Here is a 26,403-nt window from a genome sequence, read left to right as displayed (position 1 = left end):
GTGGGTGTGAGATGCGATTCGTGACCGTGGAACACGCCGGGCGCGAGCGGCCCGGCGTACTGGACGGAACTGACGTGGCGCTGCTCGCGGCGGCCGATCTGGTGGCCGTGATCGAGGCCGGCCCGGCCGGGTTGGATGCCGTACGCAACGAACTGCCGCGGGCCGGGCGGGTGCCGCTGGACGACGTCCGGCTCTGCGCCCCGGTACGCCGGTTCCGCCGCGACGTGCTCTGCACCGGCTGGAACTACTGGGACCACTTCGAGGAGAGCAAGGGCAAGCGGGACGGCCAGGACGTGGACCGGCCCGAGCACCCGACCTTCTTCACCAAGGGCCCGGACGTCGTGATCGGCCCGTACGACGACATCGCGTACGACCCGGCGATCTCGCAGAAGTGGGACTACGAGGCCGAGGTGGCGCTGGTGATCGGCAAGACCGGACGCAGCATCCCGGTCGCCGACGCGCTGGACCATGTCTGGGGCTACACGCTGGCCAACGACGTGTCGCAGCGCGATTTGCAGCGCCGGCACGGCGGCCAGTGGCTGAAGGGCAAGAGCATCGACGACACCATGCCGCTCGGCCCCTGGATCGTCACGGCCGACGAGCTGGGCGACCCGCAGGACGTGCGCCTGCAGTGCCTGCTGAACGGCGAGGTGATGCAGGACGCGTCGACCAGGCAGATGGCGTACGACGTGGCGACCCTGATCAGCGAGCTGTCCTTCGGGATGACACTGCGGCCGGGTGATCTGCTGCTGACCGGGACACCGGCCGGGATCGGGAACGCTCGTGAACCCCAGGTGTTCCTGCGCGAGGGGGACGAGGTCATCACCCGCTCTGACAAGCTCGGCGAACTGCGGAACGTACTGGTCCGCCGGGAGTTGGCGTGAACAGCCGGCTGGAGCTGCTGCCCGGCGGCGGGCGCGGCGGTCGCCGTACGTTGGCCGAGACCGCTGCGGCCGAACTGCACCAGCTGATCCTGTCGGGAGAGCTTCCGAGCGGTACTCCGCTGCGCCTGGTCGAGCTGGCGAACCGGCTGGACATGAGCCAGATGCCAGTACGGGAAGGCCTTCGGCGGCTGGAGGCGCTCGGGCTGGTCGACATCATCCCGCACCGGGGTGCCTGGGTCAGGGAGCTGTCGCTCGAGGACCTGCACGACACCCATGAGACCAGGCTGGCGCTGGAAAGCCTCGCAGTACGGGCTGCGGCCGAGCACTTCGGTGAAGAGGACGCGGAGAAGGCCAGGGCCGCGCTGGCCGAGCTCCTGCAGCTCTCGAGGGTTGAGGACTCTGTCGGCGCCCGGCAGGCACATGCGGACTTCCACTTCAGCCTCTACCGCGCCGGTGGATCGCAGTGGCTGGCCCGGGCGATTGAACCGGTCTGGCAGAACAGCGAGCGCTACCGGTTCGGCAGCCGCCAGACAGCGTTCCAGATCGAGCGGAACCGGCAGGAGCACCAGGCGATCCTGGATGCCTGCATCGCCCGGGATGCGGACGCGGCTGAGCAGGCCCTGCGGAACCACCTGGCTGGCGCAGTACAGCGGATCACCGAGACGATGACCTCGAAGCAGAACTCCCAGCGCGAGGGGACGTCATGAAAGTGAGCTTCGACGCGACCGGCGAGGTCGTGGTCGTCACAGGTGGAGCGCACGGCATCGGCGCGGCCCTGGCCGCCGCGGTCGCCAAACGCGGCGGTACTGCGGTCGTCTTCGACATCTCCGAGGGCCTCGGTACGCCGGGAGTCGAGTACGTCCAGGTGGATGTCTCGGACCGCGAGGCGGTGCTCAAGGCCGTCGGTGGCGTCATCGAGCGGCACGGCCGGATCGACGGGCTGGTCGCGGGCGCCGCGGTGCAGCCCCGGGCGACGGTGATCGACACGGACCCGGAGGAGTGGACCCGGACGCTGAAGGTGAACCTGGACGGCGTGGTCTGGGTCTGCCAGGCCGTCGTCCCGCACATGGTCGACCGGCGCAGTGGCTCGGTGATCGTGTTCACCTCGGGGATGGCCGCCACCGGATTCCCCGGCGCGGCGGCGTACGCGTCGAGCAAGGCCGCGCTGGGCGCGTTCGCCCGGACGCTGGCCGCCGAGGTGGCCGAGCACCGGGTCCGGGTGAACGTGATCGCGCCGGGGGTGATCGACACCGAGCAATTCCGCTTTGCGAACATCGGCGCGGACCGGGAGCACTGGAGCGAGACGATCGGGATCGGCGACCCCGAGGACGTGGTCGGCCCGCTGCTGTTCCTGCTGTCCGACGCGGCCGCGATGACCGGCTCACAACTGACCCGCGAGCGGGCTTTCGCCCGGCTCGAGACCTTCGAGGAGTGTTGAGTGGCGCCTGATCAGCAGCTGCCCGTCGCCGTCGTCGGAGCCGGCCCGATCGGGCTGACGACCGCACTCGGCCTGGCCCACTACGGCGTGCCGTTCGTGCTGCTCGAGGAGGATGCCACCCTCTCCTCGGACACCAAGGCCGGTACGACGCTGACCCGGACGCTGGAGATCTGGAACCGGTACGGCTGCGTCGACGAGATCCTGGCGGCCGCGCTGCGGATCGACGAGATCGGCGACATCGACCGGGCCACGAACACGCCGCGTGCCTCGGTCCAGTTGGCGGAGTTGGTCAACGACACGCAGTTCCCGTTCGTGATCAACCTGCCGCAGCAGCACATGGAGCCGATCCTCGCCGCGGCGCTGGAGCGGTCGGGTGGTTCTGTCCTCACCCAGCACCGGCTGGAGTCCTTCGAGGTTCAGGACGACCGGGTGCTGCTGACGGTCCAGACGCCTGACGGTGTCCGGGAGATCGAGGCCTCGCACCTGCTGGCCTGTGACGGCGGCCGGAGCAAGGTGCGGGACGCACTGGGCGCGACGGTGTCGGGGGAGACCCTTCCAGAGCGCTACATGCTGATCGACGTCGTGGTCGACCTGGACGTCTCGAACGCCCGCGACTACCCGTACCTGGCCTACTTCTCGGACCGGTCGGAGTGGATGGTGCTGATCCGTCAGCCCAACTGCTGGCGGTTCCTCTTCCCGCTGGCGTCCGGTGCCGAGCAGCCCGGTGAAGAAGACATGCTGGTGAAGGTGAAGCAGTTCATCGGCGAGGTGGACCGGATCGAGCTGCTCGGCTCGGTCGTCTACAACGTCCACCATCGCGTGGCCGACCACTGGTCCGCCGAGCGCAAGGTGTTCCTGATGGGCGATGCGGCGCACCTGATCACGCCGATGTGGGCCCTGGGCCTCAACACCGGGGCCCTGGACGCGTCGAACCTCCCGTGGCGGCTTGCCTGGGTACTGCGGGGCTGGGCCGAGCCGGAGCTCCTCGACGGGTATGAGCAGGAGCAGCGACCTGTCGCCATCAACGGGTCCGGCGAGATGGCCGAGGCGGCCCGGAAGTACATGTCGCACCAGCGGGGAGCAGTTACCGCCGCAGGGAGCGACTGGGCGACGGCGTACACGCGGACGCTGCTCGGAGTACGGCTGGATGTGGATGGTGAGGGGGACTGGTCGATGGTGATGACCAGCGCCGAGCCGCCTGCTGTCCGGGCGGGGGACCGGGCTCCTGATCTGGCTCTGCAGGGTCCGCTGGGCCGGCAGACGATCCACGGGTTGTGTCGCGAGTCGTTCGTCGCGTTGTACTTCACGGATGTGCGCCGGCGGCCGGAGATCCCGGTGAACGACTCCCCGGCGCTCAAGCACTACGCGGTCTCCCGGTGGGACGCCCCGCTCGACTCGGGCCTGCGGGACCGGTCCCTGTTCGACCCGGGCAGCATCGCGACCACCCGGTACGGCGTACCGGCTGAGACCGTAGTACTGGTTCGTCCGGACGGGCATATCGCTGCGGTGGCTCCGATGGCCGCTGGTGTGGCAGAGGAGCTCTACACGGGGATCACTGGCCGGCCGGTTCCACGGGAGGAGGTCTGATGAGCTCCTTTGACGAGCCGCTGCGCGAGGTGCTGCTGCAGACGGATGACCTGGAGTGGGTCGAGAAGTCCCTGGCAGGGCTGTCGCACAAGATGCTGTGGCGGGATGAGGAGACTGAAGCCTCGATCGCGCTGGTTCGCTTTGAGAAAGGCTCGGGGATCCCGTCGGCGCACCAGCACGCGTCGAACCAGTTCATGTTCTGCCTGTCCGGGCGATACGTGTACCTGCCGACCGGGACGACGTTGACCAAGGGCAGCTTCTACTGGAACCCCAAGGGGGTCGAGCACGGGCCGACGCTCGCCGAGGAGACCTCTGTCCTGCTGGAGGTGTACGACGGCCCGCACTACCCGGTCCGGCCGTCCTTCTACGACAACGACGAGGACGCCCGCTGACATGGCCGGCTGGGACGTCCACACTCACCTGATACCGCCGACAGTGCTCGCGGCGGCGTACGAGCGCGCCTGGGGTCTGTCGGTGGAGGACGGCGTGCTGCTGGTCGATGATCAGCGTCTACCTCTGCGGCGGCTTGCGGATCCGTCCGCACTGCTGCAGTGGATCGACGAGCAGCAGTTGGACGGTGCTGTGGTGTCGGTGCCGCCTGCGTTGTTCCGCTACGACCAGGGCCCTGAGTGGGCGGAGCTGGTGAACCAGGGACTCCGTGAGCTGGCCACACCGCGGCTACGCGTGCTCGGCCAGCTTCCACTGCTCGATCCCGCTGCTCCGGCTGTTGCTGCCAAGTTGGCCGCGGAAGGCGTCTTCAGCGGCTTCGCTCTGGGTACGGCCGGCTTCGCCAAGCTGGACCCGGTGTGGGAGGTGCTCGATCGTCTAGAGGCCTTCACCTTGATCCACCCGAGCCACAGCCACGACCCGCGGCTGGACGCTTTCTACTTGTCGAACCTGCTCGGCAATCCCTATGAGACAGGGCTTGCTGCCGCGGAGCTGGTGTTCGCCGACGTTCCTGGTCGCTTCCCAGGGATCCGGTTCTGCCTCTGCCACGGCGGTGGCGTGACGGCGGCGCTGGCCGGGCGTTGGCAGCGGGGGATCGACACGGCTCGGCCAGGGATCGATGCACCTTCGCTGTCAGTGGCCGAGGCGCTGCAGCGGTTCTACGTGGATGACCTGGTGCACGACAGCGCAGTACTGGGGTTGCTGGGGGAGACGTTCGGGGTCGAGCAGGTGTTGGCCGGGAGCGACTGGCCGTTTCCGATGGGGAGCGATCAGGTCGACCTGGACAGGGCAGCGGCCAGGTCAGCGGTGTCTGAACAGCTCACCCGGCCGCTGGCCAAGGAGGTCGTTGCGGGGTGAGACGGCCTTTTCCGCAGGACCCAGATGTGATCAGATATCAAATCCAGGTGGGGAATATGTGTCGGAGTGGGGTGGGTGGATGAGCACGCGACGAGGCTTTGCGCTGCGCTGCTACGGGCCCGGCCAGCAGTTGAAGGCCGAAGAGGTGGAGCTGAGCGCCGGGCCGGGCGAGACGCTGGTGGAAATGCAATACGCGGCTGTCACCCAGCTGGACCGGACAGTGCTCGCCGGCAAGCTCGCCCAGCAGATGCAGCCGCCGTACGTGCCGGGCTCCGAGGGTGCCGGCGTCGTGGTGAGCTCGGCGACCTACGCCCCCGGTACTCCGGTGGTGGTCCGTGGCGGGGGTGTTGGGGTATCTCGGCCGGGCACCTGGGGGCAAGTGGCCGTAGTACCGGATGGATCGGTGCATGTCCTGCCTGACGGGATGGATCCCGCCGCTGCTGTCGCACTGTTGGCGCCTGCGCTGACCGCCCACACCGCAGTACGGCGGGTGGGGCAGGTTGTCGAGAACGAGACTGTCGTCGTCACTGGTGCCACTGGGCTGGTCGGGCGGTTGTGCGCCGCTGTCGCGCGATCTGCCGGTGCGCTCAAGGTCATCGGGTTGGCGCGGGCCGGGGAATCCGTAGCTGTGCTGGACGGCCTGGTGGACCAGATCGTGCGCGTAGACGAGCTCGGCCAGGTCGGGCGCGAGTTGCCGTGGTGCAACGCGGCCATCGACACCGTGGGCGGTCCGGTGACCAGTGGAGTGATGAGCCACATCACCCCGGGCGGAAGGCTGGTAGCCCTCGGATACACGGCCGGGGAGTTCGCCACGCTGGACCTGCACCAGTTGATCGGCCGGGACCTGCGGGTGCTGCCGGTGAACATGCAGCGCACCACGATCGAGCCCGGCACTGTCGCCCAGGTGCTGGCCGACATCGCCCCGGCCCAGGTGCGGCCGGACCTCGAGGTGCTGCCCGCTCTGCAGGCCGAGGACGCGCTGGACCTGCTCGCCGGCGGGGCGAGCGAGCGGCGGGTGATCCTGGACCTCAGCAGGTTCGGATGAGGCCGCGCCGGACAATCTGTGGCAGAAGTGCCGCAGATCCCCGACTGCCCGCTACGGTTACCTCGCAGACGCCCTAGTGGAGGAGAGAGGTAACCCACACCCCATGACCCGACGACTCGAGCTCACGCCCGGGGGACCGAGCGGCCGGCGCACACTCGCAGAAGAAGCCGCCGCCGAGCTGCACGAGCTCATCCTGTCCGGCGAGCTCCCCAGCGGCACCGCGCTGCGGCTGGAGGAACTGGCCAAGCGGCTGGACATGAGCCAGATGCCGATCCGCGAGGGACTTCGCCGGATGCAGGCGCTCGGGCTGGTCGAGATCGTGCCGCACAAGGGTGCCTGGGTTCGCGAGTTGTCGATGGAGGACCTGCGCGACACGCACGAGACCCGGCTCGCCCTGGAGAGCCTCGCAGTACGGGCCGCGGCGACGCGCTTCAGCGAGGCGGATGCCGCGCTGGCCCGGGCCGCGCTGGCCGAGCACGTCCGGCTGTCGAAGGTCGGCGACATCATCGCCTCCCGGCAGGCGCACACCGAGTTCCACTTCGCCATCTACCGGGCCGGCGGCTCCCGCTGGCTGCCGCGCGCGATCGAGCCGGTCTGGCAGAACAGCGAGCGGTACCGCTTCGGCTCCCGGCAGACCAAGGCCCGCATCGAACAGACCCGCCGCGAACACCAGGCGATCCTCGACGCCTGCCTGGCCCACGACGAAGCAGGCGCCGAAGCCGCCCTCCGCGAACACCTCGAAGGCGCCATGCAACGCATCACCGAAACCATGGCCCGCCGCTACAACAAGGCTTAGTCCGCCAGGTGGGCGGGGAAGCCGCCGGTGGCTACTGGGCCCCAGCGGTGGGGGGTGATGCGGATGAGGCACTTGCCCTGTTTGAGCATTGCTTCGCGGTACTCGTCCCAGTCGGGGTGTTCGCCGGAGATGGAGCGGTAGTAGTCGACCAGCGGCTCCACGGCGTCCGGGAGGTCGATCACCTCGCCGGTGCCGTCGACCTGGACCCACGGGCCGTTCCAGTCGTCGGAGAGGACGACCACGCTGGTCTGCGGGTCACGCTTCACGTTGGTGCTCTTGGCGCGCTCCGGGTACGACGAGATGACGATGCGGCCCTCGGTGTCGACACCACCCGACACCGGCGAGGCCTGCGGCGTACCGTCCGCGCGGCGGGTGATCAGCAGCATGTGGTGGCGCGGCCGGACGAACTCGAGCAGCGCGTCGGTGTCGACCTGGGTGTTGGTGGCAATCGATCTCGGCATGCCGCCTACTCTTCCAGATCGCCCGCGTCAGAGGACCGGGGTCTCCTGCACGCTGAGCCAGCCCACGCCGTACCGGGCGGTCGGGTCGGCGGTCAGCACCGCGGTCGTACGCCGCAGCGTGCCGACCGAGTGCACCTCCAGGAACCGGCAGACGGCCACCTCGGCGGTCTCGACCAGCACCTCGAACTCCTCGATCCCGATCTCCAACCCCGGTGCTGCGTTCCGCGACCCCTCCAGCGCTGTCATCAGCGGCTCCTGTCCAAGCTTGACCCCATCGATCGTGACCAGGGTGAACTCCGGCCGGTGCGCCGCCCGGAACGCGTCGAGCACGTCCGGCCCGGCCTCGCTGCCCAGCCAGCGGGCGAGATTCACATGGTGCTCGACCACTTCGGCCAGCAGATCGCTCACGGTGGTCCTTCCCGGGGGGCTACTCGCAAGTTCGGACAGAAAGGTGGCAGGCTACCGGCTGATGCCCCGCCCAGGGCCTCCTCGACGCCGTCGGAGGTAGAAACACTCAATGTTCTCGCGCATTGCCATCGTCAACCGCGGTGAGGCCGCGATGCGGCTCATCCATGCTGTCCGCGACCTGAACGCGCAGGCCGGTCCCGGCGGGCCCCGAATCGAGACGGTGGCGCTGCACACCGAGGGTGAGCGGCGGGCGATGTTCGTGCGGGAGGCGGATCTCGCCTACGACCTGGGCCCGGCCGCGAACCGGCCGTACCTGGACTACGCCGTACTCGAGCGGGCGCTGGTGGAGACGAAGGCCGACGCGGCCTGGGTCGGCTGGGGATTCGTCGCCGAGGACCCGAAGTTCGCCGAGTTGTGCGCCCGGATCGGCGTCACCTTCATCGGCCCGAGCCCCGAGGCGATGCGCAGGCTTGGCGACAAGATCGGCTCCAAGCTGATCGCCGAGGAGGTCGGCGTACCGGTCGCGCCGTGGAGCCGCGGCGGCGTCGACACGCTCGAGGACGCGAAGGCGGCGGCCGCCGGGATCGGCTACCCGCTGATGCTCAAGGCAACGGCCGGCGGTGGCGGCCGCGGTATCCGGATGGTTGCCTCCGACGCCGATCTCACCGACGCGTACGAGCGGACCCGGGCCGAGGCGGAGCGGGCCTTCGGTTCCGGCGTCGTCTTCCTCGAGCGGCTCGTCACCGGGGCCCGGCACGTCGAGGTCCAGGTCATCGCCGACGGACAGGGCACCGCGTGGGCCATCGGCGTGCGCGACTGCTCGGTGCAGCGCCGCAACCAGAAGGTCGTCGAGGAGTCCGCCTCACCGGTCCTGGACGCGGACCAGGCCGCCGAGCTCAAGGCCAGCGCCGAGCGGCTCGCCATCGCCGTGGGTTATGCCGGCGCGGGGACGGTCGAGTTCCTCTACCACCCGGGGGAGCGGTTCTTCGCCTTCCTCGAGGTGAACACCCGGCTCCAGGTCGAGCACCCGATCACCGAGGTGACCACCGGCACCGACCTGGTCAAGCTCCAGATCCACGTCGCCGCCGGCGGCCGGCTCGAGGGCGACAAGCCCGCCGAACTCGGCCACGCCGTCGAGGCCCGGCTCAACGCCGAGGACCCGGACCGCGACTTCGCTCCGTCGCCGGGACGCATCGCCCTGCTCGACCTGCCGTCCGGCCCGGGCATCCGGGTCGACACCGGCGTCGGCGAGGGGGACTCGATCCCCGCCGACTTCGACTCGATGATCGCCAAGATCATCGCGGTCGGCCGCGACCGCGAGGAGGCGCTCGCGCGACTGCGCCGGGCGATGAACGAGACCACGGTCGTGATCGAGGGCGGCTCGACCAACAAGAGCTTCGTCCTCGACCTGCTCGACTCGCCCGAGGTCGTCGACGGCAGCGCCGACACCGGCTGGATCGACCGGGTCCGCGCGCAGGGCCGGCTCGTCGCGCACCGGCACTCCGGCGTCGCCCTGGTCGCCGCGAGCATCGAGGCGTACGAGACGGAAGAGGCGGTCGAGCGGACCCGCCTGATCGAGACCGCCCGCGGTGGTCGTCCCCAGGTGCAGCACCGCACCGGCCGGGCGGTCGACCTCAAGCTGCGCGGTACGGCGTACAAGCTGACCGCGTCCCGGATCGGGTCGCACCGGTTCCGCGTCGTGATCGCCGCGGGCGAGACCGAGCAGACCGTCGACGCCGAGATCGACCGGATCGACCGGTACAAGAGCCGGATCACCATCGGCGGCCGCACCCACCGGCTCGTCACCGCGACCCACGGAGCGGTCCAACTCGTCGAGGTCGACGGGGTGACGCACCGCGTCAGCCTCGACGAGGGCGGCGTACTGCGCTCGCCGTCGCCCGCCCTGGTGGTCGCGACCCCGGCCGCGGCCGGTGACGAGGTCGCCGCCGGTTCGCCCGTCCTCATCCTCGAGTCGATGAAGATGGAGACGGTTCTCCCCGCGCCGTTCGCCGCCCGGGTCAAGGAGCTCCTCGTCTCGGTCGGCAGCCAGGTCGAGACCGGCGCGCCGCTCCTCCGCCTCGAACCCGTCGGCAACGGCGAGCAGGTGGCCGCGGCCGCGGTCGAGCCCGTCGACCTCGACCTTCCGAACGGCGGCTCGCTGCCGCTCGAACCCGTCGCGCGGGCGGACCGGCACCGCAGCGACCTGTCCGCCATGCTCCTCGGCTACGACGTCGACCCGCGGGATGAGGGCCGCACTTTGACGGCGTACCTCGAAGAGCGCGACGGGCTCGTCGCCAAGGGGGTTTCACCGCTCCAGGCCGAGCTCGACCTGCTCGAGGCGTTCGCCGACTTCGCGGAGCTGTCGCGCAACCGTCCCGTGGGCGAGGATCTCCACCTGGAGAACCGGATCCACAGCCCGCGCGAGCACTTCCACACCTACCTGCAGAGCTTCGACCCCGAGCGAGGCGCCCTCCCCGAGGACTTCCGCGCCAAGCTGAGTCGCGTACTGCGCCATTACGGCGTCTCCGGGCTTGACCGGACCCCCGAGCTGGAGCAAGCCGTCTTCCGGGTGTTCCTCGCGCAGCAGCGATCGGCTCCCGAGGTACAGCTGGTCACGACGCTCCTTCAGCGGTGGATCTCCGAGCCGCCGCCCGAGTCACCGCTCGACGTGACCACCCACGAGATCCTCGACCGGCTCGTCACGGCTACGCAGCTGCGCTTCCCCGTCATCGGCGACCTCGCCCGCAGCGTCCGGTTCCGGTGGTTCGACCAGCCGCTCGTCGACGCCGAGCGGCAGAGTGTCCTCGGCGGCGTCCGGGGTGAGCTGGCCGCCATCGCCGAGATGCCGGCCGGTCCCGACCGCGACGCCCGGATCGACGCGCTCGCGGCCATTCCCGAGCAGATCGTCCGGTTCCTCGCCGAGCGCATCGTCGGCGACGAACTGCCGGCCGGCGAGCCGATGCTGGCCGTCCTGATCAAGCGCCACTACCGCGAGCACGAGCTGAGGGACCTGCGGGAGGAAGGCGTGGACGGGCGGCCGTTCGCCGTCGCCGACTACACCCTGGACGACCGGCCCACCCATCTCGTCACGACGATCGGCCGGGTCGACGAGCTGACCCAGGGGAGTGCCCTCGTCGAGGCCCTCACCGGTCAGCTCGCGACCGCGCCCGAGGGCCACCAGGGCGTGGTCGACCTCTACCTCGCCTGGCCCGCCGTGCCCGAGTCCCCGGACGAGGCATCGGCCGCCCTCGCGGACCGGCTCGCGGGGCTCACGTTCGCGCACGCAGTACGGCGGGTTGCTGTGGCTGTGTGCCCGGGTGGGGATCGCCCGGTCGGCTACTTCACCTTCCGGGTGCAGCCCGACGGCACGATGGCCGAGGACTCGCTCGTCCGCGGGGTCCACCCGATGGTGGGCCGGCGGCTCAATCTGTGGCGGTTGCGCGAGTTCGACGTGACCCGGCTCGAGGCGCCCGAGGATGTCCTGCTGTACCGGTGCGTCGCGCCTGGCAACGAGTCCGACCAGCGCCTGGTCGCCCTCGCCCAGATCCGCCAGCTCGCTGTCGTCCGCGACGAGGACGGCCGGGTCGTCGGCCTGCCCCACGCCGAGCGGGCGATCGCGAACTGCCTCGAGGCGATCCGCCGGGCCCGGGCCGCGAGCGGCACCGCCGGCGCCCGGCTCGACCTGAACTACGTGTGGGTGCACATCTGGCCGTCCATCGAGGCCGATGTCGAGCAGTTGACCTCGCTCAAGGACAACATCGCCCCGGTGACCGCGGGAGCCGGCATCGAGGAGGTCCTCGTCGCCGGCACGATCGCGGCCCCGGACAGTACCGAGGTACCGATGGCCGCGCGGTTCCACTACCAGCCGGGCTCCGGCGTCGTCGCTTCGCTCGAGGGTCCGCCCACGGAGCTGCTCAAGCCGCTCGACGACTACCGGCAGAAGGTCGTACTGGCCCGGCGTCGCGGTGTCGTCTACCCGTACGAGTTGCAGGCGATGATCGCCGGCCGCGGCGGTACGGCGACGGAGTACGACCTCGACGACACCGGCACGCTGGTGCCCGTCGACCGGCCGTACGGGCACAACAAGGCGGGCATCATCGCCGGGGTCATCTCGACGCCGACGGAGCGCTACCCCGAAGGCGTGCAGCGGGTTCTGCTTTGCGGCGACCCACTGCGCGCGCTCGGCGCGGTCTCCGAGGCGGAGTGCGCCCGGATCATCGCCGCGCTCGATCTGGCCGAGTCGATGGGCGTTCCGGTCGAGTGGTTCGCCGTCTCCGCCGGCGCCCGGATCTCGATGGACTCCGGCACCGAGAACATGGACTGGGTCGCGAAGGCGCTCAAGCGGATCGTCGAGTTCACCCAGGCGGGCGGCGAGATCAACATCGTCGTCGCCGGCATCAACGTCGGCGCCCAGCCGTACTGGAACGCCGAGGCGACGATGCTGATGCACACCAAGGGAATCCTGGTGATGACGCCGGACAGCGCGATGGTCCTGACCGGCAAGCAGTCGCTCGACTTCTCCGGTGGGGTCTCGGCCGAGGACAACTTCGGCATCGGCGGCTACGACCGGGTGATGGGCCCGAACGGGCAGGCGCAGTACTGGGCGCCTGATCTCGCCGGGGCGATCGGCATCCTGATGAAGCACTACGACCACACGTACGTCGTACCGGGTGAGGGCGGACCGCGGCGCGCGAAGACCAGCGACCCGTTCGACCGCGACGTCACCACCTTCCCGCACGACCCGGTCGATTCGGGGTTCACGACGGTCGGCGACATCTTCTCCGCGGAGACGAACCCGGACCGGAAGAAGGCGTTCGACATCCGCACGGTGATGGCGGCCGTGGCCGACCAGGACCACGCGACGCTCGAGCGGTGGTCCGGGATGGCCGACTCGGAGACGTCGGTCGTCTACGACGCGCATCTCGGCGGCATCCCGGTGGCACTGATCGGCATCGAGTCGAAGTCGGTGCAGCGGCGCGGGTTCCCGCCCACCGACGGGCCGGACCTCTACACCGCGGGGACGCTGTTCCCGAAGTCGTCGAAGAAGACGGCCCGGGCGATCAACGCCGCCAGCGGGAACCGGCCGCTGGTGGTGATCGCGAACCTGTCCGGCTTCGACGGATCGCCGGAGTCGATGCGCAACCTCCAACTCGAGTACGGCGCCGAGATCGGCCGGGCGATCGTCAACTTCGACGGGCCGATCGTGTTCTGCGTGGTCTCCCGGTACCACGGCGGCGCGTTCGTCGTCTTCTCCAAGGCGCTCAACCCGCGAATGACGGTGCTCGCGGTCGAGGGCTCGTACGCGTCGGTGATCGGTGGCGCCCCGGCGGCGGCGGTCGTCTTCAGCCGGGACGTCGACGGCCGGACGGCGAAGGATCCGCGGGTCAGCTCGCTGGAGCACCAACTCGCGGAGGCGTCCGGGGCTGAGCGCGCCTCGCTCGCGACCGAGCTCGCCGAGATGCGGCGTGACGTCCGCAGCGAGAAGCTCGGCGAGGTCGCGACGGAGTTCGACCGGGTTCACAACATCCACCGCGCGGTCACCGTCGGCTCGGTCGACGAGGTCATCGCCGGCTCGGAACTCCGCCCGAAGATCATCGCCGCGCTGGAAGCGGGCCTCGGCCTCTGATCGGACGCGCCGGCGCTTGGTGGCGCTTGGTGGCGCGGGACTCTGCCTAGTGCAGGCGGAGTCCCGCGATGAAGAGTCCGACCATGCGCCGGGCGTCGTAGCGGGGGTTGTCCGCGCCGATGCAGAGATTGCCGACGCCCCGCAGCAGTTCGAACGGCTCCAGGTCGGGGATGATCTCACCGGCCTCGGCAGCAGCGTCGAGCAGTTGGGCGCAGACCGGAATGAGGCGGTCGAGGAAGTAGGCGTGCAGGGTCTGGAAGGCTGCGTCGTCGGACTGCAACGCCTCGGCAAGGCCGTGCTTGGTGACCAGGAAGTCGACGAAGAGGTCGATCCACTGCGCCAGGGCCGCGTGCGGTGAACTGCTCTCCGCCAGTAGCGCTGGACCAGCCTCGGCACAGGCCTCCACCTGGTGCCGGTAGACGGCGACGATGAGATCGGCCCGGGTCGGGAAGTGCCGGTAGATCGTGCCGACCCCGACCCCCGCCTTCGCGGCGATGTCGCGGACCGGCACATCGACGCCGGACGTCACGAAAGCCGCCGCGGCCGCTTCCAGCAGGGTCTTCTCGTTCCGCCGCGCGTCAGCCCGCTTCCGCGGGGCTGCCGGCGCTGATCCGTCGTCGGCCACTGCGCTGCTGCCCTCCCTCGCTTGGCAAACGGAACAATGTTCCGTATGTTGGTTAGCGGAACGCCGCTCCGTTTACCCAGGATGCCAGACCACGCGAGCCGGCGCCAAGCCCTTCACCCTTTCGAGGAGGAACAGTCATGCAGTACCGCACTTTGGGTCGCACCGGTGTGCAGGTCAGCACCCTGGTACTCGGCGCGATGAACTTCGGCGAGATCGGCCGTACCAGCCAGGACGAGGCCACCGCCATCGTCGATGCCGCCCTCGAGGCGGGGGTCAACCTCATCGACACCGCCGACCGCTACAGCCAGGGCGAGTCCGAGGAGATGGTCGGCAAGGCCATCGCCGGCCGCCGCGACGACCTCGTGCTGGCCACGAAGGCGAGCCTGCCGATGGGGGACGAGCGCAACCACCAGGGCAGCTCGCGTCGCTGGCTGGTCGCCGAACTGGACAACAGCCTGCGCCGGCTGGGTGTCGACCACGTCGATCTCTACCAGATCCACCGATGGGACCCGACCACCAGCGACGAGGAGACGCTGTCCGCCCTGACCGACCTGCAGCGCGCGGGAAAGATCCGGTACTTCGGCTCGTCGACGTACCCCGCGTACCGCATCGTGCAGGCCGAATGGGCCGCTGGGGAGAACCGCCTGAGCCGCTATGTCACCGAACAGCCCAGCTACTCGATCCTGCAGCGCGGGATCGAGACCCACGTGCTGCCCGTCACCGAGCAGTACGGACTCGGCGTGCTGGCGTGGAGCCCGCTGGCCTCGGGCTGGCTGTCGGGCGCGGTCCGGGCCGGCCGGGAGATCACCACCAATCGATCCCAGGTCCTGCCGGAACGGTTCGACACCAGCCTCCCCGCCAACCAGGCCAGGCTCGACGCGGTCGAGCGGTTGGCCAAGGTCGCCGACGAGGCCGGGCTGACCATGATCCAGCTCGCGCTCGGATTCGTGACCGCGCACCCGGCCGTGACCAGCGCGATCATCGGCCCCCGCACGCTCGACCACCTGCACTCCCAACTCGCCGCCGCGGACACCGTGCTCTCCGCCGACGTGCTCGACGCGATCGACGAGATCGTCGCTCCCGGCGTCGACCTCGCCGCCCACGAGAAGTTCGACACGCCGCCGTCCCTGCTCGACGCCGCACTGCGCCGTCGCTGATCGCCCGTCATCGTGGGGAAAGGATCAATCGCCCATGCAGCAAGCACCCCGGCCTCGTTTCGGGATCATGACCGCGCCGATGCAGGTCGGCTACCACGACGTCCTCCGGGTCTGGCGTGAGGCCGACGCGATTCGGGAGATCGAGCACGCGTGGCTCTTCGACCACCTGATGCCGATCGGCGGCGACCCGGGCGGACCGGCGTACGAGGGCTGGACGATGCTGTCGGCCCTCGCCGCGCAGACCCAGCGGCTGCGCGTCGGGCTGCTCGTGACCAGCAACCGCTTCCGGCCGCCGGCGATGCTGGCCAAGATCGCCGCGACCGTCGATGTCGTCTCCGGCGGACGGCTCGACTTCGGGATCGGCGCGGGCTCACGACCCAGCCACCCGCTGGCTCGACGCGAGTACGAAGCGCACGGCCTGCCCTTCCATGACGCTGCCCACGCCGTGGGAAGCCTCGCCGAAGCGTGCACCGTCATCCGGCGGTTGTGGACCGAGACCGAACCGTTCGACTTCGATGGCAAGTACGTCCAGCTCACCGGAGCGTTCTGCAATCCCAAGCCCGTCCAGCGCCCCTACCCGCCGATTCTCATCGGCGGACGCTCAGCCTCCGTACTCCGGGTCGCCGCCGAGCACGCGGACGTGTGGAACATCCCCGGGGGCGACCTCGACGACGTCGTCAGCCGCAGCGCACTGCTGGATCGCTACTGCGCCGAGATCGGTCGCGACCCCGCCTCGATCACCCGCTCGATCCACCTGCCGGTCTCCTACGACCAGCCCGGTGTCACCCGGGATGCGATCGCCGAAGCGATCGATGCCGGCTTCCAGCACCTCGTCCTCGGCCTGGCGGCGCCCTACCCCGCCGGCGTCGCGCGCTGGGTCACCGACGAGTTCATTGCCCCGTCGACCTGGAATTGACATGAGTCGAACAGGTGTTCGAACATGGGGAGGTGACGGGGACATCTGCCGAGTTGTCTGCGGGTCCGGCCCAGCGGGGCCGGGTGACCGCCCTGGATCAGGCGCGGTCGCTGCTGGCCCGGGCCAAGGAGCAGAAGGCAGCCCGCGAAGCCTCGACCTCAGCTGAAGGTTCAGCCGTGGTGCCGACCGTGCTGGCGCCGCGGACGACCGAGACGCGGGTCCAGCAGGCGCTGGACACGGCCGGCGTCGACCGGGCGTTGCCCACACTGCCGGCCGTCTCCGACCTCTTGTCCGGTGCCGTCCTGCGCGGCGGTTCGGTGTACTCCGTGCGCGGATCCACGGCGCTGGTGATGGCGATGATGGCCGGGCCGTCCGCCGAGGGCGCCTGGTGCGGGGTGGTCGGGATGCCCTCGTTCGGGGCGGAGGCGGCGCGCGGGCTCGGGGTCGATCTCGACCGGCTGGTGCTCGTCCCCGATCCGGACCGGGAGTGGCTCAGCGTCGTCGCGGCACTCGTCGACGCGTTGACCGTGGTGGTGGTCCGGCCGCCGGGCGAGGTGACCCCGGGGGAGGCGTCCCGGTTGTCGGCCCGGCTGCGGACCAGGGGAGCGATGCTGATCGCGGTCGGCTCCTGGCCGGGCAGCGAGGCCCGGCTGGAGGTTCAGGGCAACAGTTGGACCGGGCTGGGCACCGGCGACGGCTATCTCACCGGGAGGCGGGCGACCGTGGCGGTGACGGGCCGAGGCGCCGCCGTGCGGCCACAGCAGCACCAGCTTTGGCTGCCCGCGGTCGACGGTTCCATCCGCTCGGTGGAGCCGGTCGAGTCCGCGCCACCGGTCGACTCGCAGTGGGAGGCGGTCGGCTGATGCGTGCGCAGACCAGGAATCTCACCCGGACGATGGTGGTCTGGATCCCGGACTGGCCGGTGACGGCGGCCGCCTCGGCGGCTGGACACTCCCCGGAGGCGCCGGTCGCAGTACTGGCGAAGGGGCGGGTGCTGGCCAGTTCGGCGGCTGCCCGGGCCGAGGGGGTGCGGCGCGGGTTGCGGGCCCGGGATGCTCAGTCGCGCTGCCCGGAGTTGGTGGTGCTGAAGTACGACCCGGTGATCGACGCGCGCGCGTTCGACCCGGTGATCGGTTGCCTGGAGGCGCTCACGCCGGGGATCCAGGTGATCCGGCCGGGGATGTGCGCGCTGAAGGCCCGTGGGCCGAGCCGGTTCTACGGCAGCGAGACGGCCGCCGCGGAGAAGCTGCTCGACCGGCTGGAGACGTTCGACGTACCGGGTGGGCGGGTCGGGGTCGCCGACGGGCCGTTCGCGGCCGAGCAGGCGGCCCGGGCTGCCTCGGCCGCGACCCGGGTGCTGGTGGTCCCCGAGGGTGGTTCGGCCGCCTTCCTCGCGCCGCTCACCGTTGACACGCTCGAGCAGCCCACGCTGACCGACCTGCTCCGGCGGCTCGGGCTGCGCTCGCTCGGAGCCTTCGCCCAACTGCCGGCCACGGAGGTGCTGACCAGATTCGGCCCGGACGGCGCGTTCGCGCACCGGCTGGCCCGCGGTGGCGACGACCGCCCGGTGGTCGCCCGGCAGGCGCCGCCCGAACTTGCCCGCAAGCTCGACTTCGAGCCGCCCGTGGATCGGGTCGACCAGGTGGCGTTCGCGGTCCGGGCGGTGGCCGACGAACTGGTCGCTCAACTGACCACGCTCGGCCTGGTCTGCACCACGCTCCGGGTCGAGGTCGGCACCGAGTCCGGCCGGGTGCACGAGCGGGAGTGGCTGCATCCGCGCTGGTTCAGTCCCGCCGACCTGGTCGACCGGGTCCGCTGGCAATTGCAGGGCAGCGGGACCGCGACCAGCGAGCTGACCTCGCCGGTGGTGCGGATCCGGCTGATCCCGGAGCAGGTCGACCCGGTCGGCGCACATGTCGACGGACTCTGGGGCGGCGGTCCCGACGAGCGGATCCACCGCGCGCTGTCCCGGGTGCAGAGCATGCTCGGCCACGGCGGAGTCGTGTCGGTGGTGGTCGGCGGCGGCCGGGGATTCCTGGAGCGGCAGACCCTGGTGCCCTGGGGCGACCGCCCGGTGCCGGCCAACCCACCCGACCTGCCTTGGCCAGGCGCGGTCATCTCCGGTACTTCGAACCTGTGGCCGACGCCGGCGCCCAGCAGCATCTACCCGGCCCCGAAGCGTGCGTCGGTGCTCGCCGCGAACGGTCGTCAGGTGTCGGTGAGCGCCCGGGGGATCCTGTCCGGAGCCCCCGCCGCGTTCCGGTTCGAGCCGGCTCCACAAGTTGCTGATAGCAACAAGTTGCATCCGGTCACCGCCTGGGCAGGTCCCTGGCCGGTGGAGGAACGCTGGTGGGACGAGGACGCCGAGAACCGTCTGGCCCGCTTCCAGTTGGTCGGCGCCGACGGCCGAGCCTGGCTCTTCGCCATCCGCAACAACCAGTGGTGGGTGGAAGCCAGCTATGACTGATCCCACTGTGTGTCCCCTGACAGCAGCCCGCCGACGGCGTTGCCGACTCTCCAGTGAGCGGCACCTGCGGTGTGTCCGTCAGCACCTACTGGCTGCTCACCGCCAACGCCGCCACCTTCCGGCGCAGCGCCACCTGCTCTGCGCCCAGCGCCATCTCCTCGCTGCCTACCACCCCACCTGCCGACGCCCCACCCACGGCCGTCCTCCCCATCGACGCCCCCGCCCTGCCTACGGGCGCCCGCGCCTCATCCACGGGCGCCCTCGCCTCACCTCCGGATGCGCTCGCCCCGCCTATGGACGTCCACACCCTGCCCACGGACGCCCACGTCCCGCGCGCCAGCATCCATGCCTCGCCCGGCGGCACCTGTTCTCCTCCCGCCGTCTTCGGCGGGACCGCCGACGCGTACCTCCTGCGACTCAGGGGAGGGACTGATGGGCTGGGACAACCCGCCGATCCCGTGGTCGGAGTTGGAGCGGAAGCTGTCCGGACGATCCCGCCCGCCGGCGCCGGCCGACGAATTGCTGGAGGCCGACGGAGGTGACGGGCCGGCCTGGTCGCGGCACCGACCGCCGTACGATCCCGGTCCCGAGGACAAACCACGCCGCCCGGACGGTCCGGTGGTGCCGTACGCCGAGTTGCACTGCCATTCGTACTACAGCTTTCTCGACGGCGCGTCCTCGCCGGAGCAACTGGTGGAGGAGTCGGTCCGGCTCGGGCTGGAAGCGCTCGCGCTGACCGACCACGACGGGTTCTACGGCGTGGTCCGGATGGCCGAGGCCGCGGAGGAGTACGAGGATCTCCGGACCGTCTTCGGTGCCGAGCTCTCCCTGGACCTGACCAAACCGCAGAACGGTATGGCCGACCCCGAGGGCAGCCACCTGCTGGTGCTGGCCGAGCGGCAGCAGGGGTACCACCGGCTGGCCGGCGCGATTACCGAGGCGCAACTGCGCGGCCAGGAGAAGGGCCGCCCGATCTACGACCTGGAGGAACTGGCCGCCATCGGCGAGGACAGCTGGCTGATTCTCACCGGCTGCCGCAAAGGCCTGGTGCGCCGTGCTCTGGAGCTGGGTGGTCAGGCGGACGGACCGGCCGCCGCGGCCAGGGAGCTCGATCGGCTGACCGCGTTGTTCGGCAAGGACCGGGTCGTGGTGGAGCTGATCGACCACGGCCTGCCGACGGACACCACCCGCAACGCGATCCTGGCTCGCCTGGCCGCCGACGCGGGACTCCCCGTCGTTGCCACGAACAACGTTCACTACGCACAACCCCGACGGCACAAGCTGGCCGCCGCCGTCGCCGCAGTACGGGCTCGGCGCAGTCTCGACGCGATGGACGGGTGGCTGCCGCCGGCCGGGACGGCACATCTGCGGTCGGGTGAGGAGATGCTCACCAGGTTCCATCGGTACGACGGTGCCGTCGCGCGGTCGGTGCAGCTCGCGAACCAGCTGGAGTTCAGCCTCCGCGCGGCCAAGCCGAACCTGCCGCACCAGGAGGTGCCGCCCGGGTTCACACCGATGAGCTGGCTGGAGAAACTCTGCCAGGACGGGGTGAAGAAGCGGTACGCGGACAAGCCCTGGATCCGGGAGAAGGCCGAGGCCCGGGTGAAGCGGGAGCTGCAGGTCATCTCGGACCTCAAGTTCCCCGGCTACTTCCTGATCGTGCGCGACATCGTCTCGTTCGCCAAGCGCAAGGGCATCCTCTACCAGGGCCGTGGATCGGCGGCGAACTCGGTGGTCTGCTACGCGCTGGAGATCACCGCGATCGATCCGGTGTTCTACGACCTGCCGTTCGAGCGGTTCCTGTCCTCGGCCCGCGACGAGGAGCCCGACATCGACGTGGACTTCGACTCGGACCGCCGCGAGGAGGTGATCCAGTGGGTCTACGGCAAGTACGGGCGCCGCAACGCCGCCCAGGTGGCGAACGTGATCACCTACCGCCCGAAGCTCGCAGTACGGGACATGGCCAAGGCGCTGGGGTTCAGTACCGGCCAGCAGGACGCGTGGTCCAAGCAGGTGGATGCGTGGGGTGCGGTCCGCAGCAGCGTCGACCATGACATCCCGCCGCCGGTGGTCGCGCTGGCCGAGGACCTGCTGAAGTTCCCCCGGCATCTCGGCATCCACTCCGGCGGCATGGTGCTGACCGACATCCCGGTCGGGCACGTGGTGCCGATCGAGCACGCCCGGATGGAGAACCGGACCGTGTTGCAGTGGGACAAGGACGACTGCGCCTGGATGGGGCTGGTCAAGTTCGACCTGCTCGGGCTCGGGATGCTCGCCGCGCTGCAGTACGCGATGGACCTGGTCCGCGAGCACCTCGGCGAGGACTGGACGCTGGACTCGATCCCGAAGGAGGAACCGGGCGTCTACGACCAACTCGGCAAGGCGGACTCGGTCGGGGTGTTCCAGGTGGAGAGCCGGGCCCAGATGAGCACGCTGCCCCGGCTGCGGCCGCGCAGCTTCTACGACCTGGCGATCGAGGTGGCGCTGATCCGGCCGGGCCCGATCCAGGGCGGCGCGGTGCATCCGTTCATCCGCCGGAAGATGGGGGAGGAGCCGGTCACCTACCTGCATCCCGCGCTGGAGCCGGTGCTGAAACGCACTCTTGGCGTGCCGCTGTTCCAGGAGCAGTTGATGCAGATCGCGATGACGGTCGGCGGCTGCACCGGCGAGGACGCGGACCTGCTCCGCCGCGCGATGGGCTCCAAGCGCGGGGTGGAGAAGATCTCGTCGCTGAAGACCAAGCTGTACGACGGAATGGCGGCGAACGGCATCACCGGCGACACCGCGGACGAGATCTACGAGAAGATCGAGGCCTTCGCGAACTTCGGCTTCGCCGAGTCCCACTCGATCAGCTTCGCCCTCCTCGTCTACGCCAGCACCTGGCTCCGCCTGCACTACCCGGCCGCCTTCCTCGCCGCCCTCCTCCGCGCTCAGCCGATGGGCTTCTACTCCCCCCAATCCCTGGTAGCCGACGCCCGCCGCCACGGCGTAGAAGTCCTCCGCCCCGACCTCGGAGTCAGCGGCATCCACGCCACCCTGGAACCAGCCCCCGGATCCGACTCCGCCTCCGGCGTCACCACAGCGCCCGGGCGGGTGGTTGCTACTGGCAATGATGATTGTTTGCGGGTGGCGCAGCCGGAGGTGGGGGAGTTTGATCCCAAGCAGCCGTTCGACTCCGACCTGCACCGGCGGGACGGGGGTGTGGTGGTGCGGCTCGGACTGGCTGGGGTGAAGTCGATCGGGCTGCCCGCGGCGACCACCATCGTCGAGGAGCGTGAGAAGAACGGCCCGTACGCCGACATGGCGGACCTGGTTCGCCGGACGGGGTTGACCGCAGTACAGGTGGAGGCTTTGGCGACGGCGGGGGCGTTCGACTCGTTCGGGTTGTCCCGCCGGCAGGCACTGTGGAACGCGGGTCGTGCCGCCGAGGAACGTCCGGGTCATCTGTCCGGCGTCAGCAGTTCCGGTCCACCGCCGATGCTGCCGGGAATGACCGGGATGGAGACGACGATGGCTGACCTGTGGGCGACCGGGATCTCACCGGACGACCACCCGATCCTCCACGTCCGCGCCGCCCTGGACGAGCGCGGCATCCTCCGCGCGAACCAGTTGTCCACCGCCGAGGACGGCACCCGTGTCCTGGTCGGCGGCGTGGTGACGCATCGCCAGCGCCCCGCGACCGCGGCCGGCGTCACCTTCCTCAACCTGGAGGACGAGACCGGCATGATCAACGTCGTCTGCTCCTTCGGCGTCTGGAACCGCTACCGCCGCATCGCCCGCGAATCCAGCGCGATGATCATCCGCGGCCGCCTGGAACGCTCCTCCGGCGTCACCAACCTCGTCGCCGACAAACTAGAACGCCTCCCCCTGGCCGCCAAAACCACCTCCCGCGACTTCCGCTGACCCCGCGCCGGTGTCGAATGAAACCGAGCTGAAAGTTCGGATTACCAGGATCGGGCTGCCGGCATCGGACGGACGTACTCCGAAGGAGCGGATGAGCACGTGGCGATCATCAGGTTGTACATGACCGTATCCCTGGACGGCTACGTCGCCGGCCCGCAGGACGGGCCGGACGCGCCGCTCGGCATCGACGGATTCCGCCTTTTCAACTGGCTGGATCTGCGCGACGCCCCGGGTCCGAGCGGCCAGGTGTTCAGCGAGGCGATGTCCACCCGCGCCCTCATCGCCGGCCGCCGTACGTACGAACTGGCCGGCCACTGGCAGGGCGACCACCACGACGGCGTACCGATCTTCATCCTGACCCACAACGTCCCGGACGAGCCGCCACCAGGCAGCGTCCGCTACGTCACCGACGTGCGCGAGTGCGCCAACCAAGCCCGAGCCGCGGCCGGGGACGGCGACGTGATGGTGCACGGAGCCGGCGCGGCACAGGCGCTCCTGCGGGCCGGAGAGCTCGACGAGCTGGAACTGCATGTCGTACCTGTCTTGCTCGGTCAGGGGCGAAGGTTGTTCGACAACCTGTCGGCGGAGCACATCGAGCTCGAGCTGGTTCGCCAGCTGACGACGTCGGAGGTCGAAGCCAGACATCAGGTCATGCACCTGCGTTACCGCGTCCACTAACCACCAAACTGAACAGGACCGCGGTGAGCGGTCCTGTTCAGTCCTTGGTTGATGGGTCAGTTGACGACTCGGACCGAGTCGCAGCCCAGGAACGTGTAGGCGTTTCCGTCTGGGGCTGTGTAGCGGCCCTTCAGGCAGGCCTGGGTTGAGCTCAGGGTCAGACCCGAGTCAGCAGGCTTGAAGTGCAGGACCAGGTCCAGATCGGCGTCGCGGGTGCGTTCGTCCAGTTCGTACGAGCGCTCCGGATGCCCGGCGCCGTGGACCTCCTTCGCGCCGCTCGGCGTGGTTGCGTTGAACAGGCTCGACCGCAGCCCCCACAACGCTGTCGGCACGCTGATCTTGGTGGCGTCGAAGGCCAGTGGCAGTCCGTACTCCCCGGCCCTGGTCGTCAGAGCGGCGACCGTCGCGTCGGTGTTGAGGTTGACGGAGTTCGGGAAGCCCTTCGGCCGGACGTTGATCGCGATCGGGACGACACAGTCGACCTGGAACGAGGCCGTCCGTTGGTTGTTGCCCGGCTGCGGATCGATATCGGCCGGGTTGGCCAACGCGAGCGAAGCCGTCAGCGTGACCGTCTTCACCCCTGGCGAGGTGCAGTCGACGGTGGCCGTCGAGGTCACCGTGCGCGGACTGCCGACCGCCAGCGCGGCCTGGGCCGAGCTCGAGGTCGCAGGCGTGACGGTCACGCCGCTGTCGCCGGTCGCGGTGGTAGTCAGCACCGTGTCGATCGGGCTGGACGGCCCGGCGTTGGCGATGTCCACGGCGATGCTGACCGATCCGGCCTCACCCATGAGGACCTCGCGCGGACCGGTGGCGGTAGCCCCGGTGACCTGGACGTCGGCCATCGCGACGACCTTGGTGGTCGTGGTCGCGGTGTTGTTGCCGGTGTCGGAGTCCGTGCCGTCGTGCGAGGCCGTGGCCTGCGAACTGATCTCCTTCGGCCCGCCGTTGCGGTGGACCAGATCCGCCGGGACATCGACCACGACGCTGGCCGAGGCCGACGCACCAGGCGCCAGATTCCCCAGCTGACACGTCACGACACCCGCGGCATGTGTGCAGCCCGCTGACGCGGAGGCGAAGGTGACGTCGCTTGGCAGCGTCTGCTTCACCACGACCCCGTACGCCGTATTGGGCTGGCTGTGGTTGTGCGCCTGCAGCCCGTAGGTCAGCTTGGTACCCGCGCCCACCGGATCAGGCGTGTCGGTCAGGTGCACGTCGACATCCGTCCGGCTGACCGCCTCCGCATAGGCCGCCTTGATGAAGTCGGCCGTATCCTTGTCCAGCTCGTTCGCGGACGACTGCCCGCTGCTCGGTGGCGAGAGAGGACCCTTGTACTGCAGCTTCTCCCAGTCGTCCCACCCGTTGAGCTCGGGGGTTCCGACCGTTCCGGGCGGCGGCGTACCGGGGCCCGGAGTACCGGGTAGGGGCACCATGTTGGGGCAACCTTGGGACGTGGCGATCCCCATGAAGTTGACGTCGGCGGCTACCGTGCCGGCGTCGATGTTGGCGGCCGCGTCGGTTCCGTCGCCTTCGCGGTCCCAGTTGACCGGGCCGTTGCCCACGCTGACCTGCCAGGGCAGGGCGCCGTCGCCGTCCCACAGGAAGATGTCGGACGTCGCCGCGCCGACACCGGCCGTCTCGCTGAGCGCGTCCTCGTCGAGGTTGTCCAGCGCCTCCCGGGAGAGGTCGAGCCGGGTCCGGTCGCGACCGTCGACAAGGCCGTCGTTGGTGATGTCGACGGTCGGTGCGGGCGCCGTCGGCGAGGTGTCGGGCACGCCGATGGTCTGGTAGACGTAGCTCATCACCGAGTGGTAGTTCGGCTTGCAGTTGATCACGTCGCCACCACCGTGTCCGAGCCCGAGCGCGTGGCCGAGCTCATGGACGAAGGTGCCCGACTGGTCGCGGACGCTGCCGACGTTCCCGGCCCAGCCGCCGAGGCTCACCAGGATGTCCTTGCCGCTGTCGGAGCAGCAGAGCCCGGAACTGCCGTTCAGTACCGGAGGTCCGCCGGGTGTCGTCGGCGGGTTGTCGGGCTGCCGGTGGTTCCAGAGGGAGTAGTGGTAGTACGGGCGCAGCGCCGCGTCGAATCTCGTCGCTCGCAGCGTCTGGCCGGTGACCATCACGCCCGCGACGGTCGGTCCCGCGGCCCACGCCAGCTTGTCGATCTCGGCCAACTGGTCGTCGACGACCATGATCAGCTGTACGCCGCCGGCCGCGTCGGCGCCGGCGTACGGGCAGCCCGCCTTCGCGGGCACGTCGCCGGCACCGAAGGAAGCCGTCGACTCGTCGATCGCGGCCTGCTGCGGCCGGTGACTGTGGCCGTCGGCGCCGACCATGAAGTCGATCTCGGTCAGGATGGTGGGCCGGCACGGGCTGGCGGCCACCGTGGGTCGCGTGCCTGCCGCGTCGTTGGCGTCGAGCGCGCGCAGGTTGCCGTGCTGCGGGACGGTTCCCGCCTTGTCCGAGACGATGCCCGACCGCTCGATCCCGTCGTGCAGGCCGTCACCGTCGAAGTCCACGCTGTCGCCGAAGGTGACCGAGAACCAGATCGCGGCCGAGTCGGCGCCGCTGCCGGTGGAGTAGCCCAGGTTGGCCGTCGGTACGTCGCCGGAGAAGTCGCCGGTGGCGGGATTGATGACGATGTCGAGGTTCGAGTCACCGGACGCGATGTCGATCAGGTCGTCACCGCTGGTGCTGTCGTGGTCCCACACCTGGATCCGGACGCCGAACGGACCGGCGTCGCGGTCGAAGACACCCGACAACTGCCACCCCGGCTCGATCTCGGTCTGGTCGTCGTCCGCGCGCGGCGAGATGCGCTCGCCGTCGGGGAAGAACGCCTTGGCGTAGTAGTCGTTGGGACAGGCGTTGAACTCGATGCCGACGACGTTGAGTTCGTTGTCGTCGCAGTTCACCTGCCAGACCTTGTGGATCGTGATCGTGGCCTTGACCAGGTCGACCGCCGTCGCTGCCGGCGGTGCGATCCCGCCCAGCCCGACCGCCAGTGCGGCCGCGGCCAGCAGGCCCAGTACCTTTCGCGCTCTCATGAGATGTTCCCCCACCCGTTGGACGGTCGCCCCCCTGGTACGACCTTTCGGCCATCGTGTGTCCGG

19 protein-coding genes are annotated in these 26,403 nt (G+C 69.9%); 15 read left to right on the top strand and 4 right to left on the bottom strand.

Translation table 11 applies throughout. The features are described 5' to 3' along the window. Positions 1–11: 11 nt before the first annotated feature. The 8 genes from ABD255_RS38835 (at position 12) to ABD255_RS38800 (ending at position 7,055) form a co-directional block, all read left to right on the top strand. Positions 12–884, top strand: coding sequence for a fumarylacetoacetate hydrolase family protein (locus ABD255_RS38835; protein WP_344221811.1), 873 nt, complete (start codon positions 12–14; stop codon positions 882–884). Beyond that, complete coding sequence (locus tag ABD255_RS38830; protein ID WP_344221810.1) at positions 881–1,591, top strand: GntR family transcriptional regulator; 711 nt, start codon at positions 881–883, stop codon at positions 1,589–1,591. The genes ABD255_RS38835 and ABD255_RS38830 overlap by 4 nt, the downstream gene beginning before the upstream one ends. Continuing rightward, on the top strand, positions 1,588–2,322 hold the full coding sequence (locus ABD255_RS38825; protein WP_344221809.1) for an SDR family NAD(P)-dependent oxidoreductase: 735 nt from the start codon (positions 1,588–1,590) through the stop codon (positions 2,320–2,322). Before ABD255_RS38830 ends, ABD255_RS38825 begins: the two co-directional genes overlap by 4 nt. Then, the gene (locus tag ABD255_RS38820; protein ID WP_344221808.1) at positions 2,323–3,909 is read left to right on the top strand and encodes an FAD-dependent monooxygenase; all 1,587 of its coding nucleotides are present in this window, start codon (positions 2,323–2,325) and stop codon (positions 3,907–3,909) included. Continuing rightward, positions 3,909–4,301: a cupin domain-containing protein gene (locus tag ABD255_RS38815; protein WP_344221807.1), complete on the top strand. Its 393-nt coding sequence runs from the start codon at positions 3,909–3,911 to the stop codon at positions 4,299–4,301. The genes ABD255_RS38820 and ABD255_RS38815 overlap by 1 nt, the downstream gene beginning before the upstream one ends. Position 4,302: 1 nt before the next feature. Next, positions 4,303–5,214: an amidohydrolase family protein gene (locus tag ABD255_RS38810; RefSeq protein ID WP_344221806.1), complete on the top strand. Its 912-nt coding sequence runs from the start codon at positions 4,303–4,305 to the stop codon at positions 5,212–5,214. Between the two features lie 79 nt (positions 5,215–5,293). Next, on the top strand, positions 5,294–6,259 hold the full coding sequence (locus ABD255_RS38805) for an alcohol dehydrogenase catalytic domain-containing protein (protein WP_344221805.1): 966 nt from the start codon (positions 5,294–5,296) through the stop codon (positions 6,257–6,259). 103 nt (positions 6,260–6,362) lie between these two features. Further along, a complete protein-coding gene (locus ABD255_RS38800; protein ID WP_344221804.1) occupies positions 6,363–7,055 on the top strand; it encodes a GntR family transcriptional regulator in 693 nt (230 codons plus the stop codon). Here ABD255_RS38800 and ABD255_RS38795 read toward each other — a convergent pair. Both ABD255_RS38795 and ABD255_RS38790 read right to left on the bottom strand, forming a co-directional pair. Then, positions 7,052–7,516: a PPOX class F420-dependent oxidoreductase gene (locus tag ABD255_RS38795; protein WP_344221803.1), complete on the bottom strand. Its 465-nt coding sequence runs from the start codon at positions 7,514–7,516 to the stop codon at positions 7,052–7,054. The genes ABD255_RS38800 and ABD255_RS38795 overlap by 4 nt on opposite strands. Positions 7,517–7,543: 27 nt before the next feature. Further along, entirely contained in the window at positions 7,544–7,924 is a 381-nt protein-coding gene (locus ABD255_RS38790) for a hypothetical protein (protein ID WP_344221802.1), read from the bottom strand. A 109-nt stretch (positions 7,925–8,033) separates the two neighbouring features. Here ABD255_RS38790 and ABD255_RS38785 point away from each other — a divergent pair, with 109 nt between their 5' ends. Then, the gene (locus tag ABD255_RS38785) at positions 8,034–13,550 is read left to right on the top strand and encodes an ATP-binding protein (protein WP_344221801.1); all 5,517 of its coding nucleotides are present in this window, start codon (positions 8,034–8,036) and stop codon (positions 13,548–13,550) included. A 46-nt stretch (positions 13,551–13,596) separates the two neighbouring features. On the opposite strand, the gene ABD255_RS38780 is transcribed toward ABD255_RS38785, so the two are convergent. Continuing rightward, positions 13,597–14,175, bottom strand: a complete 579-nt coding sequence (locus ABD255_RS38780; protein WP_344221800.1) for a TetR/AcrR family transcriptional regulator — start codon at positions 14,173–14,175, stop codon at positions 13,597–13,599. Positions 14,176–14,312: 137 nt separating this feature from the next. On the opposite strand from ABD255_RS38780, the gene ABD255_RS38775 reads away from it, so the two are divergent. The 6 genes from ABD255_RS38775 to ABD255_RS38750 all read left to right on the top strand — a co-directional run bounded on the left by ABD255_RS38775 (position 14,313) and on the right by ABD255_RS38750 (position 23,296). Continuing rightward, the gene (locus ABD255_RS38775) at positions 14,313–15,332 is read left to right on the top strand and encodes an aldo/keto reductase (protein WP_344221799.1); all 1,020 of its coding nucleotides are present in this window, start codon (positions 14,313–14,315) and stop codon (positions 15,330–15,332) included. Between the two features lie 34 nt (positions 15,333–15,366). Beyond that, positions 15,367–16,248, top strand: coding sequence for an LLM class flavin-dependent oxidoreductase (locus ABD255_RS38770; protein WP_344221798.1), 882 nt, complete (start codon positions 15,367–15,369; stop codon positions 16,246–16,248). Between the two features lie 32 nt (positions 16,249–16,280). Further along, complete coding sequence (locus tag ABD255_RS38765; protein WP_344221797.1) at positions 16,281–17,111, top strand: hypothetical protein; 831 nt, start codon at positions 16,281–16,283, stop codon at positions 17,109–17,111. Then, positions 17,111–18,715, top strand: a complete 1,605-nt coding sequence (locus ABD255_RS38760; RefSeq protein ID WP_344221796.1) for a DNA polymerase Y family protein — start codon at positions 17,111–17,113, stop codon at positions 18,713–18,715. The genes ABD255_RS38765 and ABD255_RS38760 overlap by 1 nt, the downstream gene beginning before the upstream one ends. A 432-nt stretch (positions 18,716–19,147) precedes the next feature. Continuing rightward, positions 19,148–22,618: an error-prone DNA polymerase gene (locus ABD255_RS38755; protein WP_344221795.1), complete on the top strand. Its 3,471-nt coding sequence runs from the start codon at positions 19,148–19,150 to the stop codon at positions 22,616–22,618. Positions 22,619–22,738: 120 nt separating this feature from the next. After that, complete coding sequence (locus tag ABD255_RS38750; protein ID WP_344221794.1) at positions 22,739–23,296, top strand: dihydrofolate reductase family protein; 558 nt, start codon at positions 22,739–22,741, stop codon at positions 23,294–23,296. 56 nt (positions 23,297–23,352) lie between these two features. Here ABD255_RS38750 and ABD255_RS38745 read toward each other — a convergent pair whose 3' ends face one another. Further along, entirely contained in the window at positions 23,353–26,337 is a 2,985-nt protein-coding gene (locus ABD255_RS38745) for a hypothetical protein (RefSeq protein ID WP_344221793.1), read from the bottom strand. Positions 26,338–26,403: the final 66 nt, after the last annotated feature.

Origin of the sequence: Kribbella sancticallisti, from assembly GCF_039530625.1 — a bacterium.
Lineage (GTDB): Bacteria > Actinomycetota > Actinomycetes > Propionibacteriales > Kribbellaceae > Kribbella > Kribbella sancticallisti.
The sequence above is the reverse complement of the archived record's forward strand: the minus strand, read 5'-3'. Positions and strand labels throughout refer to the sequence as shown.